We start from the raw sequence: 25,554 nt of genomic DNA on the forward strand, positions 1-25,554 counted from the left end.
GGGCCCGGGTACCACGTGACCGTCGGGGGCGAGACGGGCATCGGGGCGGAGCGGGGTGTCCGCTCACCTCCGGGAGACCCGGGAGCCGGACGTGCGGCTGGAGGCGGAGATGGATGCAGGGACGGGGCCGGGCGTGCCGCAGGAGGTCCTGATGAGAGCGGGGGAGGTGGAGCTCGCGGGCACACTCACCGTCCCCGACGGCGCCACCGGGATCGTCGTGTTCGTGCACGGCAGCGGCAGCAGCCGGCACAGCCCCCGCAACCGCTACGTGGCCGGGGTCCTGAACGACGCCGGGCTGGGCACGCTCCTGTTCGATCTGCTCACCCCCGCCGAGGAGGGCGACAGGGCCAACGTCTTCGACATCTCCCTGCTCGCCGAGCGGCTCAGGCGGGTCACCGGCCGGTTGCGCGAGCAGGTGCCCGGACTCCGCGTCGGCTACTTCGGGGCCAGCACCGGGGCCGCGGCGGCGCTGTGGGCCGCCGCGGGCGAAGCGGGCGGCGGCGGGATCACCGCCGTGGTGTCCCGGGGCGGGCGGCCCGACCTGGCGGGCCCGCGGCTGGCCGAGGTCTCCGCTCCCACGCTGCTCATCGTGGGCGGCCGCGACGAGCAGGTGCTCGCGATGAACGAGGAGGCCCGGGCCCGGCTCCGCTGCGAGAACCGCCTGGAGGTCGTCCCCGGCGCCACCCACCTGTTCGAGGAGCCGGGCACCCTGGAGAAGGCGGCGGCGCTGGCACGCGACTGGTTCCTCCGGCATCTGACCGGGGACGCCTGACCGGGCTCTTCCTTCTCAAGGGCGATTTTCAGGAAAGGACGACCATGAGCGACGCACCGATCTCCCGCGCCGGATACGACCGGATCGCGATCGTCACCGGGGCGGACTCCGGCATCGGCAAGGCGACCGCCGTGACCCTGGCCGGGCAGGGCTTCGACGTGGGCATCACCTACCACAGCGACAGGGAGGGCGCGGAGGAGACGGCGCGGCTGGTGCGCGGGAAGGGCCGGACGGCGGCGGTCCGCCGGCACGACCTCACCGACCCGGAGAAGGCCGCGGCGGCGGTGGACGAGCTGGCCGAGGAACTGGGCGGCGTCGGCGTCCTGGTCAACAACGCCGGGACCGGCAGCGGCACGCCGCTGCTGGAGATGGACTTCGGGCAGTGGCGGTCGGTGCTCGCGGTGGACCTGGACGGCGCGTTCACGTGCGCCCAGCGGGCGGTCCGGCGCATGATCGCCGCCGGCCGCGGCGGGCGCGTGGTCAACGTGACCAGCGTCCACGAGGAGCATCCCCGGGTCGGGGCGGGGCCGTACTGCGCGGCCAAGGGCGGGCTGCGCATGCTGAGCCGGGTGCTGGCGCTGGAGCTGGCGCCGTACGGGATCACGGTGAACACCGTCGCGCCTGGTGAGATCGCCACGCCGATGACCGGTCAGGAGGACCAGCCGCCGGAGCCCGGAAGCCGGCCCGGTTACCCGATCGACCGGCCGGGGGACGCCCGGGAGGTGGCCGCCGTCGTCGCCTTCCTCGCGAGTCCCGACTCGTCGTACGTCACGGGGGCGAGCCTGTTCGTGGACGGAGGGCTGGGGCTCATGGGCCCCCAGGCGGCGGGCGTCCTCACCTCGGGGGAGTGGCGCCGCGGATGAGGCCGCGAACCGGTCGCGGGCCGGAGGTCAGTGTGATGCGCGGTCGTCGTCGGAGCTGCCGGTGAGGGAATTGGAGCGGTCCTTCCGCACGGCGTCGAGCAGGCCGGGAACCTCGCTCAGTTCCCGGAGCTCGGCCTGGCACTCCTCGCACGACATGAGGTGGCGTTCGAACGCCTGATGATCCTCTTCGTCGAGCACGCCGAGGGCGTATGCCGCCACGTCTTCGTGCGCACCGCGCGAGGAGGGGGACATCAGCTCGCGACACCTCTCTCCTTCAGGATCCCGCGCAGCGCGCGGATCCCGTAGTAGAGCCGGGACTTGACCGTGCCCGGCGGGATTCCGAGAATCTCCGCCGCCTCACCAATCGTACGGTCCCGTAGGTAAGTGTGCTCGATGACTTCACGGTGTTCTTCGGACAGATCGCGGAGAGCCTCGGCGACGATCATCGCCTCCAGCGCCCGCTCCGATCCGTCGGGAACGGAGACGGCGTCGGCGTCGGCGGGTTCGACCTCCTGCGGCCGAGCCCCCCGCCTGCGACGGCCGTCGATGACGATACGGCGGGCGACGGTGAGAAGCCAGGCCCACAGCAGGCCCGGCTCCCGGTGCAACCTCCCCGCGTTTCGCCAGGCCCGGACGATCGTCTCCTGGACGACGTCCTCGGCCCACTGCAGATCGTTGCCGGTGGCCTTACGCACATGCCGGAGCAGAGGAGCACCGAACTCCTGGTAGAGCACCTCGACCAGGACATCATCGTCGGTTTCCGCGCTCTCGAGTCGGCTGTCGAGATGACGAGGCACGGGCACATCTTTACACCATCGTTATGGCTCCGTGTGCAACTTGCGCAACTCCAGTCATTTCTAGCTATCTCCTCACTTTGGTGAACCGTCCCTGTAATGGTCGCGTACCTCCCACCAAGTGCGCCCGCACCGGCGGGCCTCTGGGGAAAGGAACGACCATGACAACACGGCACGTCCCATGGTCGGCCGGGGCTGTTGTCACCCTTGTCTTCCTCACCGGATGCGCCGGAGCCGCAGCCTCCGGCCAGGGTTCCTCCGGCCAGGCCTACGCGACCTCGGAGGCGGTGAGCGAGCACGCGGGTCACGCCTTCCTGAAGGTCTCGGACACCGGTCTCGTCGTCGACTCCCAGGGCCGCACCCTCTACCGCTTCGACGAGGACAAGCCCTCGTCGCCGAGTTGCGCGGGGAAGTGCGCGGCCACGTGGCCGCCCGTCACCACCGCCGACGAGGTCATGGTCGAGGGCATCGACCAGGCGCTGGTCGGTACGGCCAAGCGAGCCGACGGCACCGTGCAGGTCACCCTCGGTGGCTGGCCCCTCTACCGGTTCTCCGGCGACGAGATCCCCGGGGATCTCAAAGGGCACGGCGCGGGGGGCGCGTGGTTCGCGAGCGCCCCGGACGGAAAGAAGGCGCAGGCCCCGGACGGTGCGCCGACGCAGGCTCCGGACGGCTACTGAACCGGGCCGCGCCATGCTCGGATCGCTGTTCGGCCGCTCCCGCCGCTCCGCCCGGTCTGTCCGGTTCGGAGGTCTCGGCCGGTTCGGCAACGGAGAACTGCTGCTGTTCGGAACCTTTCTCGCGGTCGCCGCGGTGGCGGTCATGCTGGTCACGCCGTCCGGTGGTCTGCCCGCCGCCTCCGGAGAGACCCCCCAGGGCTGGATGCAGACCCAGTACGGCCCGCTCAGCCCGGCCGACCGCGACTTCCTGGTCAAGGTCCGCCAGGCCGGCCTCTGGGAGATCCCCACGGGGCAGCAGGCCCAGCAGCGGGCCGACAGCAAGCGGGTCAAGGAGGTCGGCATGCATCTGGTGACCGACCATCTCAAGCTCGACGTCCAGGTCCGCTCGGTCGCCGGACAGCTCGGCGTGGTGCTGCCCAGCCAGGCGAGCGCGGACCAGCAGCGCTGGATGGCGGAGCTGTCGGCCTCGTTCGGCGCCGACTACGACCGGACCTTCGCCAACCGGCTCCGCCAGGCTCACGGGAAGGTCTTCACGACGGTCGCCGCCGTACGGTCCGGCACCCGGAACGATCTCATTCGATCCTTCGCCCAGCGGGCGGTGGAGGTGGTCATGAAGCACATGACCCTGCTGGAGAGCACAGGTCTCGTCGACTACACCGCTCTTCCGGAGCCTCCCGCACCACAGTGAGGAAAGAGACCCATGAAACGCGTGAAACGTCTGTACGCGCCCCTGTCCGCGCTCGTCCTGGCTGCAGGGGTCCTGACCGCCGTGGCCGGCCCGGCCGAGGCCGACCATTGCGATCCGGCCGAGCAGGGCCAGAACCAGCAGGGTCAGGACCAGCAGGGCCAGGACCAGCAGGGTCAGGACCAGCAGGGCCAGGACCAGCAGGGCCAGAACCAGGGGAACCCGCAGGGACCGGACCAGCAGGACCAGCAGGGCCAGGACCAGCAGGGTCAGGACCAGCAGGGCCAGGACCAGCAGGACCAGGACCAGCAGGACCAGAACCAGCAGGACCAGAACCAGAACCAGGGGAACCCGCAGGGACCGGACCAGCAGGACCAGCGGAGCCAGGGGAACCCGCAGGGACCGGACCAGCAGGACCAGCGGAGCCAGAACCCGCAGGAACCGGACCAGCAGGGCGAGCAGGCTGAGGAGGAGTGCGCGGATCTCGGTCCGTTCCCGCAGGACTTCACCGACATCCGTCAGGTGCAGCCGAACGTCCGGGTTCCCCGGCCCCAGCGCGGAGGCTCGACCGGCAGCTTCGTCTCCCGGTGCGGCAGGAACCAGAACGGCCACCGCAACCCCGACAACTTCATCGTCGCCCCGGGCGTGCGCAACGGCGCCCACCACGTGCACGACTACGTCGGCAACCTGTCGACCGACGCCTTCTCCACCGACCAGAGCCTGGCCGCGTCGGGGACCACGTGCGCGTTCGGTGACCGCTCGACCTACTTCTGGCCCGTCCTGCGGGACCGTACGGTCGACGCCAACAACCAGGATCCGGACGGCAACGTGGGTCAGATCCTGACCCCTCGCGTGGCGAGCATGCAGTTCAGGGGAAACCCGGTCGCCAAGGTCACCGCGATGCCGCGGTTCCTCCGGATGATCACCGGTGACGCCAAGGCCGCGACCAACGGCGGAGGGAACGCCCGCGCCCAGTGGACCTGCAGCGGGTTCACCAACCGGGTGCTGACCGACAAGTACCCGATCTGCCCCCGGGGCAGCCTGGTCGTGCGAATTCTGGATTTCCCCAGCTGCTGGGACGGGCAGAACACCGACAGCGCCAACCACCGCACCCACGTCCTGTTCCCCGACGAGAACGGCGCCTGCCCCGCCGGTACGCGGCCCGTCCCGCAACTCCGGATGACCCTCGCCTACGCCACGCCGCGCACCCCGTCCTTCGCCCTGGACGCCTTCCCCGAGCAGCTCCACAACCCGGTCACCGATCACGCCGACTTCGCGAACGTGATGCCGGACAGGCTCATGCGGTTCGCGGTGAACTGCATCAACCAGGGACGCCGCTGCTGACCGGGCGGCCAGGCCACCGGCCTCACGCCCGCCCCGGGCGGCACCCTCTCCGCTGGGACGATCAGGAGGCACAGTGCGCAACATCGAGTGGGACGCCGCGGGTGACACGAACGGAGCGGTGTACTACCTGAACAGGCCGGTCGCCGTCCCGGACGCTCCGGCGCACGATCACGAGGATCCGGTACGCCGTGCGGACGTGCCGATGCACCTCGTGGCCGGATCGCCGACGGCGCTGGCCGGACCGGAACGCGGCCTGCCCGGTCCGGGACACGATCTGCTCGATCCGGGATACGACCTGCCCGGCGTGGGCCACGGCCCGGGGCCCGGCTCGGGAGGTGCCCTGGGAATCGACACGGAACCTGGCGCGGGATACGGCCGGAGGCCCGGCTCGGGGTCCGGCCCGGCCGATCCGGGAAGGACCGGGCAGGCCGCGTCCTGGCCCCGCCTGCCCGAATCCGATCCGGACAGGCCGAGGCGCGGCCAGGCACGGCACTCCCGGCACGAGGCCGCCTCCGGCCTCGACCGCCGGGGCAACCGCATCATGCTCGGGGCCGGGATCACCGCAGTCACGGTCGGTGCGCTGATGATGGGCAGAACCGAGGCGGGCCTCCGGGCCTCCGCCGCGGCATGGGAACTGCTCTCCTTCTTCTCGGGAGTGCTGACGCTGGTCGCGCTCACCTGCACCGTCGCGCTCGGACTGCTCTCCGCCGACCGCGTGGTCCTTCCCGCCCAGGGCAGGATCCGGACCCAGCTCCTCCACCGGGCTGCGGCGCTGCTCGGCATGACGTTCCTGGCCACGCACATCCTGATGAAGATCGCTGAAGGCCGGGCGCCGGCCGCCGCCGCCGCGGTCCCGACGTCCGCGCCCACCGTGGCGATCGGCCTCGGCGTGATCGCCTCCGACGTCATGGTGCTGATCTTCGCGACCGGGATCGCCCGTGCCGGTTTCGCCGACACCCGCAGGCCATGGGTGTGGCGGCTGCTGCACGGTTCGGCCTACCTCGCCTGGCCCGCCGCGATCATGCACGGGCTGAGCGCGGGCCGCCAGCCCGCCGCCTGGGTGAGCTGGAGCTACGTGGTCTGCCTGGTCGCGGTGGGAACCGCCCTGCTGATCAGGGTGATCTCCGCCCTGAAGTCCAGGCGCACCCCCGCCCACATCGAAGAAGCCCTTGCCGAACGACCCGGTACGGCCGAGCGGTCCGGCGCGGACGCGTGGTCCGGTACGGCGGAGCGGCCCGCAGAGGCGGAGCCGACATCGCTCACGAGCATCGTCGGCCGCGTCCCGCGCCGGGCACGTGAGGGCAGGACCGGGACGGACACCAGGACCGCGACGGGCACCAGGACCGGGACAGGCACGGACGGCCGGGCGACCGTCCGGCGGATCGGAGGCGGTCGATGATCCCCTACAGGGTTCCCCAGGTCAGGAGGCTGGGGCCGGCCAGGCTCACCGCCGGGTTGGACACCTCCCGGAGGATGGACCTGCCGGCCCACCGCGCCATGCACGGCACGGCGCCGAAGCTGGACGCGCGGGAGCTGGCCGAGCTGGCCGACGCGGTGGACCTCCGGGGCCGGGGCGGCGCGGCCTTCCCCTTCGCCCGCAAGCTCCGGGCGGTGGCCGCCCACCGCTCGGAGAGCGCCGTCCTGGTCAACGCCGCCGAGGGCGAGCCGGCCAGCGGCAAGGACACGATGCTGCTCACCAGGACCCCGCACCTGGTCATCGAGGGCGCCCTGCTCGCCGCGGACGCACTCGGCGCCCGGCGGGTGGTGGTGGCCGTCGCCGAGGGCGGGATGGGCCAGGCATCGGTCGCCGCCGCGGTCGAGGAGCGGGGCGCGGCGGATCGGATCCGGGTCGCGGGCATCCCCGAACGGTTCATCTCCGGGGAGGGCGGCGCACTGGTCAGGACGGTGAACGGGCAGGGCGGCGGGCCGCCGGGCCGCAAGGTCCGGACGAGCGACAGCGGCGTGGACGGGCTGCCCACGCTGCTGTCGAACGCCGAGACCTTCGCGCAGCTCGCGGTCCTCGCCACGCTGGGCCCCGAGCAGTACGCCGACGTCGGGACCCCGCGGGAACCCGGCACGGTCCTGCTCACGGTGGGCGGGTCGGCGGCCGCCCCGGCGGTGGTGGAGGTGGCGACCGGCACACCGCTGACCGCCGTCCTGGAGGCGTGCCGCGCCTCACCCGGCGAGGGCGTGCTCGTCGGCGGGTACCACGGTGCGTGGATCCACCCCGACGCGGCCGCCGCCACACCGGTCTCCCGGCAGGGCGTCGCCGATGCGGGCGGGCGGCTCGGCGCCGGGATCGTGCTGCCCCTGGGCGGCGAGACCTGCCCGCTGGGCGAGACGCTGAGGGTGGCGCGCTATCTCGCCGCGCAGTCGTCCGGACAGTGCGGGCCCTGCCGGCTCGGCCTGCCGGACGTCGCCCGATCCCTGGCCGATCTCGTGGCCGGCTCGGCGACGGCCCTGGACGGGTTGCGCCGCCGGGCGGCCGGCGTGCGGGGCAGGGGCGCGTGCTCCCACCCCGACGGGACGTCGGGGTTCGTGCTGTCGGCCCTGTCGGCGTTCCCCGACGACATCCAGGAGCACCTGCTCCGCGGGACCTGCGGACGCCCGGTCCTGGGCGTCCTCCCCGTTCCCGAGCGGGAACCGGAGCCCGAAGTCCACCTGGCCGTCGACTGGACCCGCTGCCAGGGCCACGGCCTGTGCGCCAAGCTCGCCCCCGAGCTCGTCCACCTCGACGAGAACGGCTATCCGGTCTTCGGCAGCGAGGCCGTACCCTCGCCGCTCCTGCGGCTGGCCCGCAGGGCGGTGGAGATGTGCCCGGCCCTCGCCCTGCGGATGGCCTGACGTCCTCCACCAGGCGGCGGGGAGAGGACCCGGGGCTCCGGGCGCGGCGTCACGCCGCGGGTACTGCGGCGACCGCCTCGACCTCGATCAGTATGTCCGGCCGGAACAGGCCCGCCACCTGCACGAGCGAGCTGGTGGGCGGGCGGTCCAGATTGACGAACTCGTCCCGTACGGCCCGGACGACGGGCAGCGCCGAGGTGTCGACGACGAAGAACGTGAGCTTGAACACGTCGTCCCAGGTCGCGCCGGCCGCCTCCAGCGCCGCTCCGACGTTCCGCATGACCAGGCGCGTCTGGGCCTCCCAGTCACCTGTCGGGGCCGGGGTGCCGTCGGCGGCGATCGGGACCTGGCCCGAGGTCCAGACGAGCCTGCTGCCCGGCGGGACGCTGGCGACGTGGCTGTAGCCGTTGGCCGTCGGCAACGTCGGGGGAGTGCTGAAATCGATGGAGCCCATGAACCTTCCTTCCGGATGTCCCCGGGACAGGGACCGCCGGCCGGCCGTGTTCCGGGGGACAGGGCGATGCTACTCGGGCATGGGCCATGATGATGATCGGCGGTCATACGGGACTGAGGAGGCGGACTGTGCCGACGCTCACCTGGGAGCGGCTCCCCGAGGCCCGCCGCGCGGCGGTGCTGCGGGCGGCGGAGGCCGAGTTCGCGGCGCACGGCTTCTCCGGAGGGAGCCTCAACGTCATCGCCCGCAACGCGGGAGTGGCCAAGGGCAGCCTGTTCCAGTACTTCACCGACAAGATCGATCTTTACACCCACCTGTCGGAGCTGGCGTGCGCACGCATTTCGGCGTACATGAACCGGCACATCGCCCGGATGCCGTGGGAGCAGGGGTTCTTCCCCGCCTACCGGCAACTGGTGCTGGTGTGGATGGAGTACTTCCGGGAGCATCCGGTGGAGCTGGCGCTGACCGCGGCGGTGAACCTCGAACCGGAGCCGTCGGCGCGGCTGGCCGTGCGAGAGGTCGTCAACCGTTTCTACATCCGGGACGTGCGTCCCCTGCTCGAAAGGGCGCGCGACGCCGGAGAGCTGCGTGCGGACGCGGATCTGGACGCCTGGCTCGCGCTGCTGCTGATGGTCCTGCCGCATCTGGCGCTGGCGCCCTCCTATCCGGGGCTCGACCCGGTCCTGGGGCTGAGCAGCGGTGACCCCGACCGGGTGGAGTCGGCCGCCATGCGGTTGCTGGACGTCTTCGAGGCGGCGTTCGGCACGCGCGTGCCGGCCGGTCACTGAACCCGCCCGCGCGGGGAGAGCCTCAGTCGGCCAGCCGGTGCAGGATGACGATGCCGCCGTAGGCGGGCCGGTCGAGGCGCTGGTCCTCGGTCTCGATGTACTCGTCGAGGATGGCGAGGATGCGGCGGTCCAGTTCCTCGATCTCCGCTGGCGACAGGTGCAGCATGAACCGCGTCATCGTCCGGACGGAGTCCGGTCCCGCCTCGCGAAGCTCGTCCTGGAACGCCTCGATCGGCGCGAACGAGGCCTCGGCCCCCTCGCCGGACAGCGGGTCGTCCAGCCACCATGAGCGGCCCGTGGACCGGTAGGGCTTCTCCAGGGCACCGCTCTCACCCGTCCGCACCGGCGCCTGCCGCAGGAAGCCCGCGTCGGTGAGCTGGCGGACGTGGTAGAAGACCGTTCCCGGGTCCGTGCCGAGGCGGTCGGCGAGTTGCTTGTTCGTCATCTCCCGCTGCGCGCACAACCGCAGGATGCGGATGCGCAGCGGGTGCGCCAGGGCCTTGGCCTCGCGGACCGTCGCCGCACGCCGCTGTCGCGGATAGGGGGAGGACTCCTCCGGAGACTGCTGCCCGGCACCCTGATCGCTCATGGTTCCAGAGTAGGCCGATCTATATCCGTCCCATCGATTGATTTTTTCAAATCGATTTGAAAGTCTCGATTCATGACAACCGATGACCGAGCACAGGCCGACGACCGGAGGGCGCCCCGAGACCGTCCTCCTCCGCTGGGAGGCGCCTTCTGGCGGCTGTGGACATCGGCCGCCCTGTCCAACCTGGCCGACGGGATCTTCAAGGTCGCCCTGCCCCTGGTGGCCATCCGCTTCACGGACTCCCCCACCTTGATCGCCGGGCTGACCTTCGCGCTGACGCTCCCGTGGCTGCTCTTCGCGCTTCCCGCCGGCGCGCTCGCCGACCGGCTCGACCGCCGCCGCGCGATGCTCGGCGCCAACACCGCCCGGGCCGTGCTGCTGGCCGTGCTCGTGCTGACCGCCGCGACCGGCAACGGCTCGATCTGGGTGCTGTACGCCGTCGCGCTCTGCGTCGGCGTCACCGAGACGATCTACGACACCTCGGCGCAGTCGATCCTGCCGCAGGTCGTCCCGCGCGAGCGGCTGTCGCGCGCGAACGGGCGCCTGCACGCCGCCGAGCTGACCGCCAACGAGTTCGTCGGCCCGCCCCTGGGCGGCTTCCTGGTGGCGGCGGGCGTGGTGGCGGCGTTCACCGCCCCGGTGGCGCTGTGGGCGGCAGCCGTGGTGATGCTGCTGTTCATGCGCGGCTCGTTCCGGGTCGAGCGGGACCGGCGCACCACCATGCGCGCCGACATCGCCGAGGGCCTGCGCTTCCTGTGGCGCCACCGCCTCCTGCGGACCCTCGCCGCCATGGTGGGCGTCGCCAACTTCGCCACCAACGCCACCTGGGCGATCCTCGTGCTGTACGCGGTGGGTCCCGGCTCCGCCATGGGGCTGTCCGAACCGGCCTACGGGCTGCTGCTCACCGCCGTCGCGGCGGGCAGCCTGCTCGGCGCCCTCATCGCCGAGCGGGTCGAGCGCCTGCTCGGGCGCTCCCGCTCGCTCGCACTGACCATCCTCACGGGCGTGTTCTTCCTCGGTGCCCCGGCCGTGACGGCCGACCCGTTCGTGATCGGCGCCGTGTTCTTCGCCGGGGGCGTCTCCATCGCCGTCTGGAACGTCATCACGGTGTCGCTGCGGCAGCGGATCACGCCCGACCGGCTGCTCGGGCGCCTCAACAGCGCCTACCGGCTCCTCGCCTGGGGCACCATCCCCCTGGGCGCCGCCGCCGGCGGCCTGCTGGCCCAGTTCTTCGGGCTCCGCGCGGTCTTCGCCGTCATGGCGCTGCTGACGCTCGCCCGGATCGCCGGCATGGCGGTGGTGAACGACAAAGCCATGGACGCGGCCGAACGCGGGGCCGGTCAGCCTTGAGTCCCGGCGGCCCCGCGGGACTCGGCGGCCGGGCGGGGCGCGGCGCAGGGGAGGAACCCGGGTGAGGTCGATGCGGCTTCGTCTCGATTGCCCGTGATGTGTTGCGCGTCATAGAACCGAGTTCTAATGTGACCGGTGGTCACATGCGCTGGGCGGACAGGTGCCGCCCACTCTCGACGGAGGACCTGTGCCTGCTCTCACTCCCGTCCAGCGCCAGGTGCTGCGCGCGCTGGTGGACACCGCCGTTCCAGCGCTGCAGGTCGACGACGACCCGACCGGTTTCTGGGCGACGCCCGGCTCCGCGGCCGGCGCCGACGAGGCGCTGGCCCAGTACCTGGAGACCCTTCCGGAGGCGGATCAGACGGGCGTCGCGCAACTGCTCGACGGCCTGGCGATGCTCGGCTTCCAGCACCAGGGGCGGGCGACCCGCGAGGGGATGCTCGCCACGGCCATGGCGCTCGCGCCGGAGGCGCTCGTCGCCGTCTCCACGCTGCGCGGCGGGGCGTGCATGCTCGCTCACTCCATCACCGACGACAACGGCCGCAACCCGTTCTGGGCGCAGTACGGCTACCCCGGACCGCAGATCACGCCGACCCGGGACGAGCCGTACATCACCCCGCACGTCCCCGCCGACGGCGAGGTGATCGAGGCGGACGTCGTGGTCGTCGGCTCCGGCGCGGGCGGCGGCACGATCGCCGGCGTGCTGGCCACGCGAGGCAGGCGCGTCGTCGTGCTGGAGGCGGGCGGGGCCACCAGCGAGCGGGACTACCGCCAGCTGGAGACCGAGGGCAAGGAGCTGATGTACCGGGGCGGGCTCTCGGTCTCCGCCGACGGCAACGTCGGCCTGCTCGCCGGATGCACGCTGGGCGGCGGCACCACCGTCAACTGGCACAACTGCGTACGGCCCAGCGATGCGGTGCGCCGCGAATGGGCCCGGGAGCACGGGCTGGAGGGCCTCGACACCGCCGGGTTCGACCGTCACCTGGAGGCGGTCCTCGCGCGGATGGGCGCCAACGACCGGTGCAGCGACTTCAACGGCCCGCACCAGCGCATGGCCGAGGGAGCCAAGGCCCTCGGCTGGTCCATGCACACCGCGGTGCGCAACGTGGACGAGGCGACCTACGACCCGGTGGCCGCCGGCTACACCCAGTTCGGCGATCCGAGCGGCAGCAAGCGCGGCACGCTCAACACCTACCTGCGCGACGCCTTCGACCACGGCGCGAAGATCCTCGTCCGCACCCGCGCGGAGCGGGTCCTCACCGAGGGAGGGCGGGCCGCCGGCGTCGAAGCCGTCTACACCGACCCCGCCGGCGGCGGGACCCGGCGGGTGACGGTGCGCGCCGCCGACGTCGTCGTGGCCTGCGGCGCCCTGGAGACGCCGGCGCTCCTGCTCCGCTCGGGCATCGGCGGGCCCGCCGTCGGCCACAACCTCTACCTGCACCCCAGCGCGGGGATCTTCGGCGTCTACCCCGAGGACCAGCGGGCGTGGTGGGGCCCGCCCCAGGCCGCCGTCATGGACGAGTTCCGCGACCTGGGCGACGGGTACGGCCTGCTGGTCGAGGGCTCGCAGTACTACACCGGCGTCTTCGCCTTCCAGCTGGCGCGGCGGGACGGCCGGGAGGCCAAGGAGGCGATGAGCAAGCTCGGCCGGATGGCGGACTTCCTTTTCATCCTGCGCGACCACGCCGGCGGGCGGGTGACGATCGACGAGAACGGCGAGGCGGTGCACACCTACGCCCTCACCGACGAGCGCGACGTCGCGGCCTACTACAAGGGCCTGCGCGTCCTGGCCGAGCTGCACCTGGCCGCGGGGGCCCAGGAGCTGTGGTTCGGCGCCACCCCGCCGGTGTTCCGGCGCGGTGACGACTTCGAGGCATGGATGGCCCGCCTGGAGTCGACGCACATCGGCGCGGGCGGGCTGTTCATGGGCAGCGCCCACCAGATGGGCACGGCCCGCATGGGCACCGACCCGCTGACCTCCGTCGCCGGGCCGACCGGCGAGCTGCACGACGTCGCCGGCGTCTGGATCGGCGACACCAGCGCCTTCCCCACGCCCTCGGGCGCCAACCCGATGCTCACCTGCATGGCTCTGGCCCACCGTACGGCCGAGCACATCGCCCGGCACACCACTGCGGCCTGAAAGCGAGCGACAGATGACCGCCCCAGAGCTCAATCACACGCGCGACCGCATCTACGTCGACGGCGCCTGGATCCCCTCGACCGGCACCGGCACCCTGCCGGTCGTCAACCCCTTCACCGAGCAGGTCATCGGCACCGTGCCCGAGGGCACCGCCGAGGACGTGGACCGCGCCGCCCGCGCCGCGGCCCGGGCCCTGCCCGGCTGGTCGGCCACCTCTCTGGCCGACCGGATCAAGGCGTGCTCGGCGGTCGCCGAGGGGCTCAAGGCCCGCGCCCAGGAGATCGCCCTCATGGCCTCCCGGGAGATGGGCGCGCCCTGGCAGCTGGCCGTCATGGTCCAGGCCGGCCTGCCGGTCATCGACTTCGCCTCGATGGAGGACGTCGCCGGCCAGGTCGAGTGGGAGCGCCGGTCGGGCAACTCCGTGCTGGTCCGGCAGCCGGTCGGCGTGGTCGGTGCGATCACGCCGTGGAACTACCCCCTGCACCAGATCGCGGCGAAGGTGGCCCCGGCCCTGGTCGCCGGGTGCACCGTCGTCCTCAAGCCGTCCGAGCTGGTGCCCGGCGTCGCCTACCTGCTCGCCGAGATCATCGACGCGGCCGGCCTGCCGCCCGGCGTGTTCAACCTGGTCACCGGGACCGGACCGGTGGTCGGCGAGGCGATCGTCGCGCACCCGGCGGTCGACATGGTCTCGTTCACCGGCTCCACCCGCGCCGGGCGGCGGGTCGCCGAGCTGGCCGCCGCCGCGCCCAAGCGCACCTCGCTGGAGCTCGGCGGCAAGTCGGCCGGCGTGCTGCTCGACGACCTGTCGGCCGACGGGTTCGGCAACGCGGTGGCGGGTTCGCTGACCGGCTGCCTCATCAACAGCGGGCAGACGTGCAGCGCCACCACCCGGCTGCTGGTGCCCCGCGCCCGGCTGGCCGAGGCCGAGGAACTGCTCACCCTCTTCGCCCAGTTCGCGCCGGTCGGCGACCCGCTGGACCCGGCCACCCAGCAGGGCCCGCTGGTCAGCAAGGTGCAGCAGGAGCGGGTCCGCTCCTACATCCGCCAGGCTCTCGACGACGGCGCCCGGCTCGTCGCGGGCGGCCCGGAGCAGCCCGAGAACACCCCGACCGGCTTCTTCGTCAAACCGACCGTGCTCGTCGCCGAAGCCGGTTCCCGGATCGAGCAGGAGGAGGTCTTCGGGCCGGTCCTCACCGTCGTCCCGTACGACGGCGGCGACGACGGGGCGCTGGCCGTCGCCAACGGCACGCCGTACGGCCTGTCCGGCGCGGTGTGGGCGGGCGACCTCGACCGCGCCACGGCCTTCGCCCGGCGGATGCGCACCGGCCAGGTCGCGGTCAACGGAGGGGTCTTCAACCCGACGGCGCCCTTCGGCGGCTTCGGGCAGAGCGGCTACGGCCGCGAGCTCGGCCCGCTGGGCATCGAGGAGTTCACCGCCGTCACGTCGCTGCAGTTCTGACCGGCCGCCTGGGCGTGCCCGGCGAGCCGTCCCCGGCGGGCGCCCCACCGGGGACGCTTACATCGTGTGCGCCCGGGCGTAGTCGTGCGCGATCCGATCCGCGGTGGCCAGCAACGGCTCCACCAGGCGCTTGAGCTCACGAGCCCGCCGGGACGACACCACGAGGCCGACGGCGGCGACCGCCCGGCCCTCGACGAGGATCGGCGCGGCCGCCGAGCACGTGCCCAGGGTCATCTCCTCGGAGGTGAGCGCGTAGCCCTGGGCGCGTACGGAGGCCAGTTCGCGGGCGAGCCTGCCCGGCTCGACGACGGTGTGCGGGGTCGGCCGCTCCAGCTGGCGTGCCAGGTAGGACGTCACGAACCACTCCGGCTCGTGGGCCAGCAGCGCCTTGCCGACGCCCGTGGGGTGCATGGGCAGGCGCCCGCCCGTCCGGGAGACGATGGGCACCGCACGCCTGCCGTGCACCTTGTCGACGTACAGCACCTCGAGGCCGTCCCGGACGGCGAGGTGCACGTTCTCACCGGTGGTGACGAACAGCTCCTGCAGCCACGGGTGGGCGAGATCCTGGAGTGTGGTCGGCGCCAGCTGGCCGAGCTCCCACAGCCTCAGTCCGACGCGGAAGCGGCCGTCGGGGGTACGGCTCAGCGCCTGCCACTGCTCCAGCTCGCCGACCAGCCGGTGGGCGGTGGCCAGGGCGACCCCGCTGCGGCGGGCGATGTCCGACAGGCTGAGCCGGGAATGCGCGGCGTCGAAGGCCCCCAGGATGGCCAGGACCTTGGACGTGACCGAGCGTCCCGGCTCCCGTGCCCCGCCCGCCATCGTCCGTCCCCTCTTTCCGCGGCGCCCGACCGTGCCCACCGTACGCCTCTGCCGGTTCGTCCGTTCAGTGAGAATCCTGCCTGGTTTTTCCACTGAGTGGAAGACGATCCTCGTCTTCCACGGCCCGCGGCTGGATGCTCTCCCTCATGCGAACACAGGTCGGGATCATCGGAGCCGGCCCCGCCGGGCTCCTGCTCTCCCATCTGCTCCACCTGCGCGGCATCTCCTCGGTGGTGCTGGAGCGCCGCAGCCGCGAGTACGTGGAGCAGCGGGTGCGGGCCGGAGTGCTGGAACAGGGCACAGTGGACACCCTCGTCGAGGCGGGGGTCGGGCGGCGGCTGCTCCGCGAGGGGCTGCCCCACTCCGGGATCGAGCTGCGGTACGGCGGCGCCGGCCACCGGATCCCCTTCGAGAAGCTGGTCCCCGGGCGGGCCATCACGGTCTACGGTCAGCAGGAGGTGGTCAAGGACCTGATCGCCGCCCGGCTCGCCGACGGCGGCGACGTCCGCTTCGAGGTGGACGACGTGGCCGTGCACTCGCTGGAGGAGGCGCCGTACATCACCTTCGGCGGCGAGCGCCTGGACTGCGACGTCATCGCCGGCTGCGACGGCTTCCACGGCGTCTCCCGGCCGTCGGTCCCCGAGGGCGTGCTCACCGCCTACGAGCGGGAGTACCCCTTCGCCTGGCTGGGCGTCCTGGCCCGGGTGGCGCCCTCGGCCGAGGAGCTGATCTACGCCCAGACCGAGCGCGGCTTCGCCCTGCACAGCATGCGCTCGCCTGAGGTCAGCCGCTTCTACCTGCAGGTTCCCGCAGGGGAGGAGCTGGAAGCCTGGCCGGACGAGCGGATCTGGGCGGAGCTGAAGACCCGCCTGGAGACCGTGCCCGGCTTCACCCTGGCCACCGGGGAGATCTTCGAGAAGGGGATCACGCCGCTGCGCAGCTTCGTCACCGAGCCCATGCAGTACGGCCGGCTCTTCCTGGCCGGGGACGCCGCGCACATCGTGCCGCCGACCGGGGCCAAGGGCCTGAACCTGGCCGTGGCCGACGTGCGGGTGCTCACCGAGGCGCTGGACCGCTTCTACGCCGACGGCTCCACCGCGCTGCTCGACGGCTACTCGGCCGCCTGCCTGAAGCGGGTTTGGCGGGCGCAGCACTTCTCCTGGTGGATGACCACGCTGCTGCACACCTTCGACTCCGACGACGCCTACGCGCGCCGCCTGCAGGCCTCCCACCTGGACTACGTGACCTCCTCGGAGGCCGCGGCGACCACGCTGGCGGAGAACTACGTCGGCCTGCCGTACGAGTGAGCGCGCCGTCCGCAGGGCGGCCCGCCGGCCCGGCGACGCCGCCTCCCGTGCTCCCGGGACACCCCGTCCCCTTCTCCGGAGGAACCCCATGACCCACCCGCCGAACCTCAGCCCGGCCTACCGCAGCACGATCCTGCGGGCGCCCTCCCGCCCGGCCGTCGCCTTCAAGACCGACCCGGACGCGATCGAGCTGACCAGCCCGGTCTTCGGCCACCAGGAGGTCGGCGCGCTCGACGCCGACCTGACCCGGCAGCACGCGGGTGAGCCGATCGGTGAGCGCATCATCGTCACCGGGCGGATCCTCGACTCCTCGGGCCGCCCGATCCGGAACACGCTGGTGGAGGCCTGGCAGGCCAACGCGGCCGGCCGCTACGCCCACGAGGGCGACCGGCACCCGGCCCCGCTGGACCCCAACTTCACCGGGGCCGGGCGGTGCCTCACCGACGACGAGGGCCGCTACCGGTTCGTCACGATCAAGCCGGGTGCCTACCCGTGGCGGAACCACCACAACGCCTGGCGGCCGGCGCACATCCACTTCTCCGTCTTCGGCACCGCCTTCACCCAGCGCCTGGTCACCCAGATGTACTTCCCCGGCGACCCGCTGTTCCCCTTCGACCCGATCCTGCAGTCCGTCCCCGACGCCGCCGCCCGCGAGCGGCTCGTCGCCGCCTTCGACCTGGACGTCACCGAGCCGGAGTGGGCGCTGGGCTACCGGTTCGACGTCGTACTCGGCCGTACCCCGACGGAGGACTGATGATCACTCCCTCGCAGACCGTGGGGCCGTTCTTCGGCCACGCCCTGCCGTACGAGACCGGCCCCGACCTGGTGCCGGACGGGTATCCGGGGGCGATCACCGTCACCGGCCGGGTGCTCGACGGGGCGGGCGAGCCCGTCCCGGACGCGCTGCTGGAGCTCTGGCTGGGAGAGACCGGCACCCGCGGCGTGCTGCGGCGCGACGGGGAGGGCGCCTCCGGGTTCGGGCGCTGCGCCACCGCGCCCGACGGGACCTACCGCTTCCGCACCGCCCGCCCGGCGGGGCCGTACCTGGCCCTGCTGGTGTTCGCTCGGGGACTGCTGCGCGCGGTGGCGACCCGGGTCTACCTCCAGGACGGTCCCGACCCGCTGCTCGACAGCCTGGAGCCCGAGCGGCGGGCGACGCTGGTCGCGCGGGAGGACGGGGACGTCTACCGCTTCGACGTCCGGCTCCAGGGCGAAGGGGAGACGGTCTTCCTTGAGTTCTGACCTGCCCGGGGAGCCCGGGCCGACCACGGCCTCCGGCCGGCCGCGCCTCCACCACCGCCTCGACGGACCCGCCGGTGCGCCGCTGCTGGTCCTCGGTCCCTCGCTGGGCACCAGCCTGGAGATCTGGGAGCCGCAGATGGAGGCGCTGACCGCCTCCTGGCGGGTGCTCCGCTACGACCTGCCCGGCCACGGCGGCTCCCCGCCCGCCGCGGATCTGACCTTCGACGCGCTGGCCGGTGCCGTACTGGACCTGGTGGACGAGGAGAGGTTCGCGATCGGCGGGATCTCCCTCGGCGGCGCGATCGCCGCCACGATCGCCGCGGAGGCTCCCCACCGGGTCACCCATCTGGTGATGTGCTGCAGCTCCGCCCGGTTCGGGGAGCCCGGCCCCTGGCTGCAACGGGCCGCGGCCGTACGGCGCGACGGCATGCGGCCCCTCATGCAGACGCTGCTCGGCCGCTGGTTCACCGCCGGCACCGCGGAGATCGACCCCGCCCGGTTGCACTGGGTCCTGCGGATGCTGCACGGCGTGGACCCGGAGTCCTACGCGGCCTGCTGCGAGGCGATCGCCGGCTACGACCTCACCGCCCGGCTCGGCGCGATCACGGCGCCCGCCCTGGTCGTCGCCGGGGCCGATGACCCGGCCACACCCGTCGAGCACGCCCTCACGCTCGCACGCGGCATCCCCGGCGCCCTGCTGAGCGTGGTGCCCGAGGCCGCCCACCTGGCGAGCGTGGAGCGCGCAGAGACGGTCACCTCCGCGATCGTCCGGCATCTGGGCGGGGACGGCGAGCGCCGGGCGGCGGGTACCCGCACCCGCCGCGAGGTGCTCGGCGACGCGCACGTCGACCGCGCCGTGGCGGACACCACCGCCTTCACGGCGGACTTCCAGGAGTTCATCACCCGCTACGCCTGGGACGGGATCTGGAACCGTCCCGGCCTGGACCGGCGCGCCCGCAGCTGCGTCACGCTGACCGCGCTCGTCGCCGGGGGGCACCTGGAGGAGCTGGCCATGCACGTCCGCGCGGCCCTGCGCAACGGCCTGACCCCCGACGAGATCAAGGAGGTCCTCCTGCAGACGGCCGTCTACTGCGGGGTACCCGCGGCCAACGCCGCCTTCGCCGTGGCCCAGCGCACGCTCGCCGAGCACACCGGCTGAGGCGCGGGCCCGCCGCTCGCGTTCCGCCAGCGGGCGGCCCTTCCCGGAGACTCCTCCGTGCTCCGGGGAGGGCCACGTTTCCCCGCCCTCGATCAAGGGCACTGCATGATCGGCCGTCCGGCGGAAGGCCGGGGCCCGGGTGCGCGAGGCGGCGGGCGGAAGACGGGCCGCACGAGTAGGGAGGCGTGGGTGCCGATGAGGAAGCTCTGGCTCTTCGCGGACGGCGAGTGGCGGGCGAGCGCGAGCGCGGAGACGATCGCGGTGGACGACCCGGCGACCGGGGAACGGGTGGGCGAGTGCCCGCGCGGCTGCGCCGGCGACGTCGAGGCCGCCGTGGCCTCGGCGCGCTCGGCCGCCGCCGGGTGGGCGCGGACGGCCCCGGCCGATCGCGGGGCGCTGCTGCGCCGGGCCGCCGCCCGGGTCAGGGAGCACGCCGACGAGCTGGCCCGGCTGGTGACGCGGGAGATGGGCAAGCCGCTGGCGGACGCGCGGGGCGGCGTGGAGGCCGGAGCCGGGACCCTGGAGCAGTACGCCGAGCTGGGCCCGCTGCGCTGCGGCCGCACCCTCCAGGGCGGCTGGGGCGCGACCGACCTGATGGTCCGCGAGCCGCGGGGCGTCGTCGCCGCCATCACCCCGTGGAACGACCCGGTGGCGATCGCGTGCGGGCTGATCGGCGCCGCGCTGGTCACCGGGAACACGGTGGTGCACAAGCCCTCGGAGCGCACTCCGCACACCGGGGCCCGCCTGGTCGAGCTGCTGGCCGAGGACCTGCCCCCGGGGGTGCTGACCATGGTCGCCGGGGACCGGAGCGCGGGCGCGCCGCTGGCCGCCCACCCGGATCTCGACCTGGTGGCGCACGTCGGCTCCACCCGGGCCGGGCGCGAGGTCGCCGCCACCGCCCGCTGCCGGGTGCTGCGCGAGAACGGCGGCAAGGACCCGCTGATCGTGGACGAGGGCGTCGACCCGAAGTGGGCGGCCGGGCAGGCCGCGCTCGGGTCCTTCGCCAACGCCGGGCAGATCTGCGTCTCCGTCGAGCGGATCTACGTGCACCGGTCCGTGGCCGAGCCGTTCACCGCCGCCCTGGTGGCCGAGGCGGAGGCGCTGCGCATGGGGCCCGGCCTGGAGGAGGCGACCACGCTCGGCCCGCTGGTCGACCGCCGCCAGCGCGAGGTCGTCGACGAGCACGTCCGCTCCGCGGTGGCCGCGGGCGCCCGCCTGCTGACCGGGGGGAGGGTTCCGGACGGGCCCGGCGCGTTCTACCCGGCGACTGTGCTGGCCGACTGCGCCGACGACATGCCCGTGATGCGGGAGGAGACGTTCGGGCCGGTGGCGGCGGTCCGCGTCGTCGAGAACTTCGACGAGGCGCTCGCGCTGGCCAACACCGGCGAGTACGGCCTGGCCGCGACCGTGCTCACCCCCTCCCTCACCCACGTCCAGCGGGCCTGGCGCGAGCTGCGCGCCGGCACGGTGAAGGTCAACGCCGTCTTCGGCGGGGCCCCGGGCGGCGCGGCGCAGCCCCTCGGCGCGAGCGGGGAGGGGTTCGGCTACGGCCCGGAGCTGCTGGACGAGATGACCCACACCAAGGTGGTGCACATCGCCGTCCCCGAGGAGCGCCACTGAGGTGGATATGACGCGTTATTTCGGTCGAAGGTTGTCCTGGTAGGCCACGGGGTGAATCACCCCGCTCCGACCTCCGAGTTTCGATGATCACGTGCCACGATTCCCGCGAGGCGGGACCGTCCTGCGGCGGGGCCCGCCGGGCGTGCCGTCAGCTCGCCGTCGCGGGCAGGCCGAGGTCGGCGAAGATCGGCCGGTGGTCGGTGCCGGGGATCTGGTGCACGCTGAAGGCGTGCACCGCCATCCGGGAGTCGGCGAGCACGTGGTCGATGGTCACACCCGGGACGTCCCACCACCGCTGGGGCCAGGTCGGCTCCAGGCCCTGCCCGGTCACGTCGGCCGCGTCGCGGTAGCCGCTGTCCAGCAGGTCGCGGACCGGTCGGTGGTCGAGGGTGGCGTTGAAGTCGCCGGCCAGCACCTTCAGGTGCCCGCCCGCCTCCGGCAGCGCCTCCAGCCCCTCGCCCCAGCACGGCACCTCGAAGTTCTCGCTCGGCGCGCACGGGTGCACCGAGACGATCTCGATCTCGTGCCCGGACGGATGGCTGATCACGCCCCGGGCCTGCCGGAACCCGCCCCGCTCGATGACGGGCCGCTCGCTGACGGGGTGTCTCGAGTAGATGCCCGAGCCGCCGTAGCCGTTCTCGGCCCGGTCGACCACGTGCGGCATGACCGAGCGCAGCCCGGCCGTGTCCAGGCGGTCTCGGGCGGCGGGGGTGAGCTCCTGCAGGGTGAGCACGTCGGGACCGAGGTCGCGCACCAGCTTCACCAGGGATGCGGCGTCACCCGAGCCCACCGCCAGGTTCGCCGCGAGGACCCGCAGCCGCTGGCCGCCGGCGGGAGACGCGCTGCCGTCGGCCAGCTGCCGCGGGAGCACGACCGCCGCCAGAGCCAGGCTCGTGGCCAGGGCCACGGCCGCGGCGGCCCACCGCCGCAGCCCCAGCGCCATGAGCAGCGGGACCGCCGAGGCCGCCGCCACATACGGTGTGAACGCCACCAGCGCGACCCACTGCCACACCGGGGTCCAGCCGCCGACCCGGAGGATCGCCCATCCCGCGAACGGCGCCAGTGCCAGCCAGACCAGCGCACTCACCCATCTCGATCTGATCATGAGAGGGGAGCGTAACCGGCTTCCGTGCAGATTCCGTGGAGATCCATGCGGTTCCCGGGAGGGACGTGCGGATCGTTCCACCGGTTCACCACCCGCCTGCCGGCGGACCGCGCCCGATGGCCCGTCACGGCAGCAGGCCGCGCCCGGTGATCAGGGGCAGGTCCAGGGCGGTGAGCAGCCCCGGGGGCGCCGCGACCACCGTCGGCACCGCGTTGACCAGCCGCATGGCGGTCGCTTTCAGCCCCGCGGTGTTGTGGTCGCCGTCGCTCCCCAGCAGTTGCAGGTCCAGGGTGTAGTCCGGCTCGCCGGTGACCACGACGCGGTAGCACCCCTTGCCCGCGGGCTGCGGCCAGTCCGGGCCGAGGTCGTCGCGCAGGCGCGTCACATGCTCCAGCACGACCACGGGGCGTCCGTGCCGCATGCCCCGGACCTCGAAGCGCAGGGCGGCGGCCGTGTCCTTCTCGATCGTCCCGGATGCGACCTCGAACGTCTCCGGCGCGGGAAGGCGGGTGTACCACTCCTCGACGCCGTCGAGCTCGACGTCCAGCCCGGCCGCGAGCTGCCGGACCACGCTGCCCCACGCCATGGTCAGCACCCCCGGCTGCAGCAGCAGGGGGACGTCCTCCATCGGCCGCCCGAAGCCCATGATGTCGAACAACACCGTGCCCTGGTCGTAGGTGGCGTAGTTGAGCACCTCCATGCAGCGCACCTGGTCGATGCGCTCGCTGATGCCGGTCAGCGAGAGCGGCAGCCAGTCGTTGGCGTAGCCGGGATCGATGCCGTTCACCCAGATCGACGCCGAGCCCTCCCGGGCGGCCTCGCGGACGGGGCCGTCCAGAGAGCCGTCGGGGAACTGCAGGAAGACCGGGCTGCTGGAGACGACGTTCGCCCCCGAGCGCAGGATCCGCGTCAGATCGTCCAGGGCCTCGAAGATCCGGTTGTCGGCCATCGCGGTGTAGACGACGCAGTCGGGCCGCAGCGCCAGCGCCGCCTCGGCGTCGCCGGTGGCGGTGACGCCGAGCGGGCCCAATCCGGCCAGCTCGCCGGCGTCGCGGCCGGCCTTGGCCGGATTCGACACGTAGACGCCGACGAGCTCCAGATCGGGGCGGGCGTGGATGCCCGCCAGCGTGTGCCGCCCGACGTTCCCGGTGCTCCACTGCACCACCCGGTACACCATGGTTCCTCCGTGGGGATCGCGCCCGTGCCCGCAGCGGGGCCGGCAAAGGTCAGGCCGTCACAGGTCGGGCAGGCCGAGGTCGAGGTTGGGCTGGTCGAGGCCGCCGTCCACCTCCAGCACCTTGCCGGTCAGGTAGCCGCCCGCGGGCGAGGCGAGGAACAGCACGGCCGTCGCCACCTCCTCCGGCTCCCCGATCCGCCGGAGCGGGGTGCCCTGCTCCATCTGCGTCCGCAGGCCGTCGTCGGTCATGACGATGTCCAGGGCCGAGGTGGCGACCGAGCCGACCGCGATCGCGTTGACGCGGATCCGTGGGGCCAGGTCCCGCGCCGCCAGCCGCGTGTAGTGCGAGAGAGCCGCCTTGGCCGTGCCGTAGGCGAGATATCCGCGTCCCGACACGCGCCCCATCACCGAGGAGACGTTGACCACGGCGCCGCCGCCCGCCTCGAGCAGGTACGGCACGGCGGCCCGTGTCAGGTCGTGCGCGATCCCGACGTTGAACTGGAACGCGTTCTCCAGATGTCTGCGCTCGGTGTCGAGGAAGGCCCGGGGGAGCGCGCCGCCCACGTTGTTGACGATCACGTCCAGGCGGCCGAACCCGGCCACGGCCCGTTGTGCGAGCGCCTCGGCCGCCCCGGGTTCGCTCAGGTCGGCGGGGAGCACGAGTGCCCGCCTGCCGGCGGCCTCCACCTCGGCGGCAACTTCGCGGAGCTGCTTCTCGGTCCGGGCGGAGATCGCCACATCCGCCCCGGCCTGCGCCAGCGCCACCGCGGTCGCGGCCCCGATGCCGCGGCCCGCGCCGGTGACCACCGCGACGCGGCCGGGGATGCGGAAACGGTCCAGGATCATCTGATCGACCTCCCTTCCGCAGCCTAGAGCCGACTAGAACCTGTTTCAATATCCTGGCCGCGCCGGTTCGCCGCGCCCGCCGGGCCCACCGTCCTGTTGGAGATCATCCATCCGGCCGACCGCTTCTTCTGCGGGCACGGCGTCGCCGACGGCCCTCTGCGCCTCTCGCAGACACCGCCTGACCGCCTCCGGGGCGGGGAATTGTCATCGGTGTGAGCGAGACCGCGGTGCCGAATGTGCGCCGCGGACAGAAGAAGCTTCGCCCGCGCCGGGGTAGCGTCCGGTGCGGGAGGACCCGTGTGCGCTGTCCATGACGTCGAACGCTCGCCGGCCGGCATCCCCCGGGAGGTCGCCGAGGTGCTCCGTCCCTATCTGGACGATCTCGCCGAGGAGATGATCGGTGAGATCCGGGCGAGCCTGCCCGAGTACTCCAGGCCGAGCGGAGCCTACGCGCGGGTCGTACGGCGGGCCGTGGAGGAGGCGCTCGCCGGGTTCGTCAACCGGGTGGGCGACCGGGGCGCGGGCCACGCCCGGCTGCTGGAGGTCTACCGGGGGATCGGGGCGGGGGAGGCGAGCGAGGGCCGCCCGCTGGACTCGCTCCAGTCCGCGCTGCGCATCTGCGCCCGGGTGGCCTGGCGCCGGCTGGCGGTGGAGTCCGAGCGGCTGGACCTGACCCGATGGCGCATGTGGGAGATCGGCGAGGCGGTCCTGGTCTACCTGGACGAGATCGCCGCGGCCGCGGCGGAGGGATACGCGGAGGCGCAGGCCAGGGCGGCGGGAGAGCTCGAACTGCGCCGCCGCAGGCTGGTCGGCCTGCTCGTCGCCGATCCGCCGCCCGACGTCCGGGCGGTGGAGGACCTGGCCAGGTCGGCGCGGTGGACCCCGCCGCGCACGCTGGCCTGCGTCGCGCTGGCCCCGCGCGGAGCGGAGCAGCCGCCCAGACCCGGCCTGCCGCCCGACGTGCTCGCCGACTTCGACCGGGCCGATCCCTGCCTGGTCGTGCCCGACCCGGACGGGCCGGGGCGGCAGGGACTCCTCGACTCGCTGCTCTCCGACTGGATCGTGGCGGCCGGGCCCGGGGTCGGGCTGGGGGAGGGGGCGCTCTCCCTGCGGCTGGCCGTACGGGCCCTGGCCCTGGCGCGCCGGGGCGTGCTCGACCCCGGAGCGATGGTCAGGGCGGCCGAGCACATGTCGACCCTCATGATCTTCCAGGACGAGCCGCTGATCCAGATCATGGAACGGGTACGGCTCGCGCCCCTGCGCGGGCTCCGCCCCGGCCAGCGCGACCGGCTGGCCGAGACGCTGCTGGCCTGGCTGCAGAGCGGCTACAACGCCACCGAGGTCGCGGCCCGGCTGCACATCCACCCGCAGACCGTGCGTTACCGGCTCCGCCAGGCCACCGAGCTCTTCGCCGACCAGTTGAAGGACCCCGAGGGCAGGTTCGAGCTGGAGACCGTGCTCCGGGCGTGGGCCCTGCGCGTGGGGAAACCCGCGCGCTGAGCCGGGCGCGGCGCACC

The 25,554-nt window shown here is 73.2% G+C and carries 25 protein-coding genes; 17 read left to right on the forward strand and 8 right to left on the reverse strand.

Annotation, left to right across the window (positions count from 1 at the left end):
* The first annotated feature begins 55 nt into the window (after positions 1-55).
* Together HS041_RS15355 and HS041_RS15360 are read left to right on the forward strand one after the other, a co-directional pair.
* Positions 56-772, forward strand: coding sequence for a dienelactone hydrolase family protein (locus HS041_RS15355; RefSeq protein WP_307845307.1), 717 nt, complete (start codon positions 56-58; stop codon positions 770-772).
* A 44-nt stretch (positions 773-816) separates the two neighbouring features.
* The gene (locus HS041_RS15360) at positions 817-1,635 is read left to right on the forward strand and encodes an SDR family oxidoreductase (RefSeq protein WP_196441359.1); all 819 of its coding nucleotides are present in this window, start codon (positions 817-819) and stop codon (positions 1,633-1,635) included.
* A 27-nt stretch (positions 1,636-1,662) separates the two neighbouring features.
* Here the strand turns inward: HS041_RS15360 and HS041_RS15365 are convergent, their stop codons facing one another.
* On the reverse strand, positions 1,663-1,887 hold the full coding sequence (locus HS041_RS15365; protein WP_196441360.1) for a zf-HC2 domain-containing protein: 225 nt from the start codon (positions 1,885-1,887) through the stop codon (positions 1,663-1,665).
* Entirely contained in the window at positions 1,887-2,432 is a 546-nt protein-coding gene (locus HS041_RS15370) for a sigma-70 family RNA polymerase sigma factor (protein ID WP_196441361.1), read from the reverse strand. The genes HS041_RS15365 and HS041_RS15370 overlap by 1 nt, the downstream gene beginning before the upstream one ends.
* Positions 2,433-2,590: 158 nt before the next feature.
* Here HS041_RS15370 and HS041_RS15375 point away from each other — a divergent pair, with 158 nt between their 5' ends.
* The 5 genes from HS041_RS15375 (at position 2,591) to HS041_RS15395 (ending at position 7,982) form a co-directional block, all read left to right on the forward strand.
* Positions 2,591-3,109, forward strand: coding sequence for a hypothetical protein (locus HS041_RS15375; RefSeq protein WP_196441362.1), 519 nt, complete (start codon positions 2,591-2,593; stop codon positions 3,107-3,109).
* Between the two features lie 13 nt (positions 3,110-3,122).
* The gene (locus tag HS041_RS15380) at positions 3,123-3,797 is read left to right on the forward strand and encodes a DUF4142 domain-containing protein (RefSeq protein ID WP_230879083.1); all 675 of its coding nucleotides are present in this window, start codon (positions 3,123-3,125) and stop codon (positions 3,795-3,797) included.
* Positions 3,798-3,809: 12 nt separating this feature from the next.
* On the forward strand, positions 3,810-5,138 hold the full coding sequence (locus tag HS041_RS15385) for a DUF1996 domain-containing protein (RefSeq protein ID WP_196441363.1): 1,329 nt from the start codon (positions 3,810-3,812) through the stop codon (positions 5,136-5,138).
* A gap of 73 nt (positions 5,139-5,211) precedes the next feature.
* Positions 5,212-6,537 (forward strand): hypothetical protein, encoded by a 1,326-nt coding sequence (locus HS041_RS15390; protein WP_196441364.1) that lies wholly within the window; start codon positions 5,212-5,214, stop codon positions 6,535-6,537.
* Complete coding sequence (locus HS041_RS15395) at positions 6,534-7,982, forward strand: NADH-quinone oxidoreductase subunit NuoF family protein (protein ID WP_196441365.1); 1,449 nt, start codon at positions 6,534-6,536, stop codon at positions 7,980-7,982. The genes HS041_RS15390 and HS041_RS15395 overlap by 4 nt, the downstream gene beginning before the upstream one ends.
* Positions 7,983-8,031: 49 nt before the next feature.
* Here the strand turns inward: HS041_RS15395 and HS041_RS15400 are convergent, their stop codons facing one another.
* Positions 8,032-8,436, reverse strand: coding sequence for a RidA family protein (locus tag HS041_RS15400; RefSeq protein ID WP_196441366.1), 405 nt, complete (start codon positions 8,434-8,436; stop codon positions 8,032-8,034).
* 128 nt (positions 8,437-8,564) lie between these two features.
* Between HS041_RS15400 and HS041_RS15405 the strand changes: the two genes are divergently transcribed.
* Positions 8,565-9,224, forward strand: a complete 660-nt coding sequence (locus HS041_RS15405) for a TetR/AcrR family transcriptional regulator (protein ID WP_196441367.1) — start codon at positions 8,565-8,567, stop codon at positions 9,222-9,224.
* Between the two features lie 22 nt (positions 9,225-9,246).
* On the opposite strand, the gene HS041_RS15410 is transcribed toward HS041_RS15405, so the two are convergent.
* The gene (locus tag HS041_RS15410) at positions 9,247-9,813 is read right to left on the reverse strand and encodes an ArsR/SmtB family transcription factor (RefSeq protein WP_196441368.1); all 567 of its coding nucleotides are present in this window, start codon (positions 9,811-9,813) and stop codon (positions 9,247-9,249) included.
* Between the two features lie 72 nt (positions 9,814-9,885).
* Here HS041_RS15410 and HS041_RS15415 point away from each other — a divergent pair, with 72 nt between their 5' ends.
* The 3 genes from HS041_RS15415 to HS041_RS15425 all read left to right on the forward strand — a co-directional run bounded on the left by HS041_RS15415 (position 9,886) and on the right by HS041_RS15425 (position 14,762).
* Positions 9,886-11,163, forward strand: coding sequence for an MFS transporter (locus tag HS041_RS15415; protein WP_196441369.1), 1,278 nt, complete (start codon positions 9,886-9,888; stop codon positions 11,161-11,163).
* Positions 11,164-11,350: 187 nt separating this feature from the next.
* Positions 11,351-13,303, forward strand: a complete 1,953-nt coding sequence (locus tag HS041_RS15420) for a GMC family oxidoreductase (protein ID WP_196441370.1) — start codon at positions 11,351-11,353, stop codon at positions 13,301-13,303.
* A gap of 13 nt (positions 13,304-13,316) precedes the next feature.
* Positions 13,317-14,762: an aldehyde dehydrogenase family protein gene (locus HS041_RS15425; RefSeq protein WP_196441371.1), complete on the forward strand. Its 1,446-nt coding sequence runs from the start codon at positions 13,317-13,319 to the stop codon at positions 14,760-14,762.
* Between the two features lie 57 nt (positions 14,763-14,819).
* Here HS041_RS15425 and HS041_RS15430 read toward each other — a convergent pair whose 3' ends face one another.
* Positions 14,820-15,581: an IclR family transcriptional regulator gene (locus HS041_RS15430; RefSeq protein WP_196441372.1), complete on the reverse strand. Its 762-nt coding sequence runs from the start codon at positions 15,579-15,581 to the stop codon at positions 14,820-14,822.
* A 146-nt stretch (positions 15,582-15,727) separates the two neighbouring features.
* Here HS041_RS15430 and pobA point away from each other — a divergent pair, with 146 nt between their 5' ends.
* From pobA to HS041_RS15455, 5 genes are all read left to right on the forward strand, one after another.
* On the forward strand, positions 15,728-16,888 hold the full coding sequence (pobA, locus tag HS041_RS15435; protein WP_196441373.1) for a 4-hydroxybenzoate 3-monooxygenase: 1,161 nt from the start codon (positions 15,728-15,730) through the stop codon (positions 16,886-16,888).
* An 88-nt stretch (positions 16,889-16,976) separates the two neighbouring features.
* A complete protein-coding gene (gene pcaH / locus HS041_RS15440; RefSeq protein WP_196441374.1) occupies positions 16,977-17,642 on the forward strand; it encodes a protocatechuate 3,4-dioxygenase subunit beta in 666 nt (221 codons plus the stop codon).
* The gene (pcaG, locus tag HS041_RS15445; protein ID WP_196441375.1) at positions 17,642-18,130 is read left to right on the forward strand and encodes a protocatechuate 3,4-dioxygenase subunit alpha; all 489 of its coding nucleotides are present in this window, start codon (positions 17,642-17,644) and stop codon (positions 18,128-18,130) included. The genes pcaH and pcaG overlap by 1 nt, the downstream gene beginning before the upstream one ends.
* Positions 18,120-19,289, forward strand: coding sequence for a bifunctional 3-oxoadipate enol-lactonase/4-carboxymuconolactone decarboxylase PcaDC (pcaDC, locus tag HS041_RS15450; RefSeq protein ID WP_230879084.1), 1,170 nt, complete (start codon positions 18,120-18,122; stop codon positions 19,287-19,289). Before pcaG ends, pcaDC begins: the two co-directional genes overlap by 11 nt.
* A 195-nt stretch (positions 19,290-19,484) precedes the next feature.
* Positions 19,485-20,909, forward strand: a complete 1,425-nt coding sequence (locus HS041_RS15455; RefSeq protein ID WP_196441376.1) for an aldehyde dehydrogenase family protein — start codon at positions 19,485-19,487, stop codon at positions 20,907-20,909.
* A 148-nt stretch (positions 20,910-21,057) separates the two neighbouring features.
* Here HS041_RS15455 and HS041_RS15460 read toward each other — a convergent pair whose 3' ends face one another.
* The 3 genes from HS041_RS15460 to HS041_RS15470 all read right to left on the reverse strand — a co-directional run bounded on the left by HS041_RS15460 (position 21,058) and on the right by HS041_RS15470 (position 24,037).
* Positions 21,058-22,014 carry an endonuclease/exonuclease/phosphatase family protein gene (locus HS041_RS15460; RefSeq protein WP_196441377.1) on the reverse strand — a complete coding sequence of 319 codons (957 nt, stop codon included), beginning with the start codon at positions 22,012-22,014 and terminating at the stop codon, positions 21,058-21,060.
* 124 nt (positions 22,015-22,138) lie between these two features.
* On the reverse strand, positions 22,139-23,191 hold the full coding sequence (locus tag HS041_RS15465; RefSeq protein ID WP_196441378.1) for an NAD(P)H-dependent amine dehydrogenase family protein: 1,053 nt from the start codon (positions 23,189-23,191) through the stop codon (positions 22,139-22,141).
* Positions 23,192-23,248: 57 nt separating this feature from the next.
* Positions 23,249-24,037 carry an SDR family oxidoreductase gene (locus tag HS041_RS15470; RefSeq protein WP_196441379.1) on the reverse strand — a complete coding sequence of 263 codons (789 nt, stop codon included), beginning with the start codon at positions 24,035-24,037 and terminating at the stop codon, positions 23,249-23,251.
* Positions 24,038-24,334: 297 nt separating this feature from the next.
* Here HS041_RS15470 and HS041_RS15475 point away from each other — a divergent pair, with 297 nt between their 5' ends.
* Positions 24,335-25,537 (forward strand): PucR family transcriptional regulator, encoded by a 1,203-nt coding sequence (locus tag HS041_RS15475; RefSeq protein ID WP_307845308.1) that lies wholly within the window; start codon positions 24,335-24,337, stop codon positions 25,535-25,537.
* Positions 25,538-25,554: the final 17 nt, after the last annotated feature.

The sequence above is a fragment of the Planomonospora sp. ID67723 genome (genome assembly GCF_015711605.1).
In the GTDB taxonomy this organism is placed as follows: Bacteria; Actinomycetota; Actinomycetes; order Streptosporangiales; family Streptosporangiaceae; genus Planomonospora_A.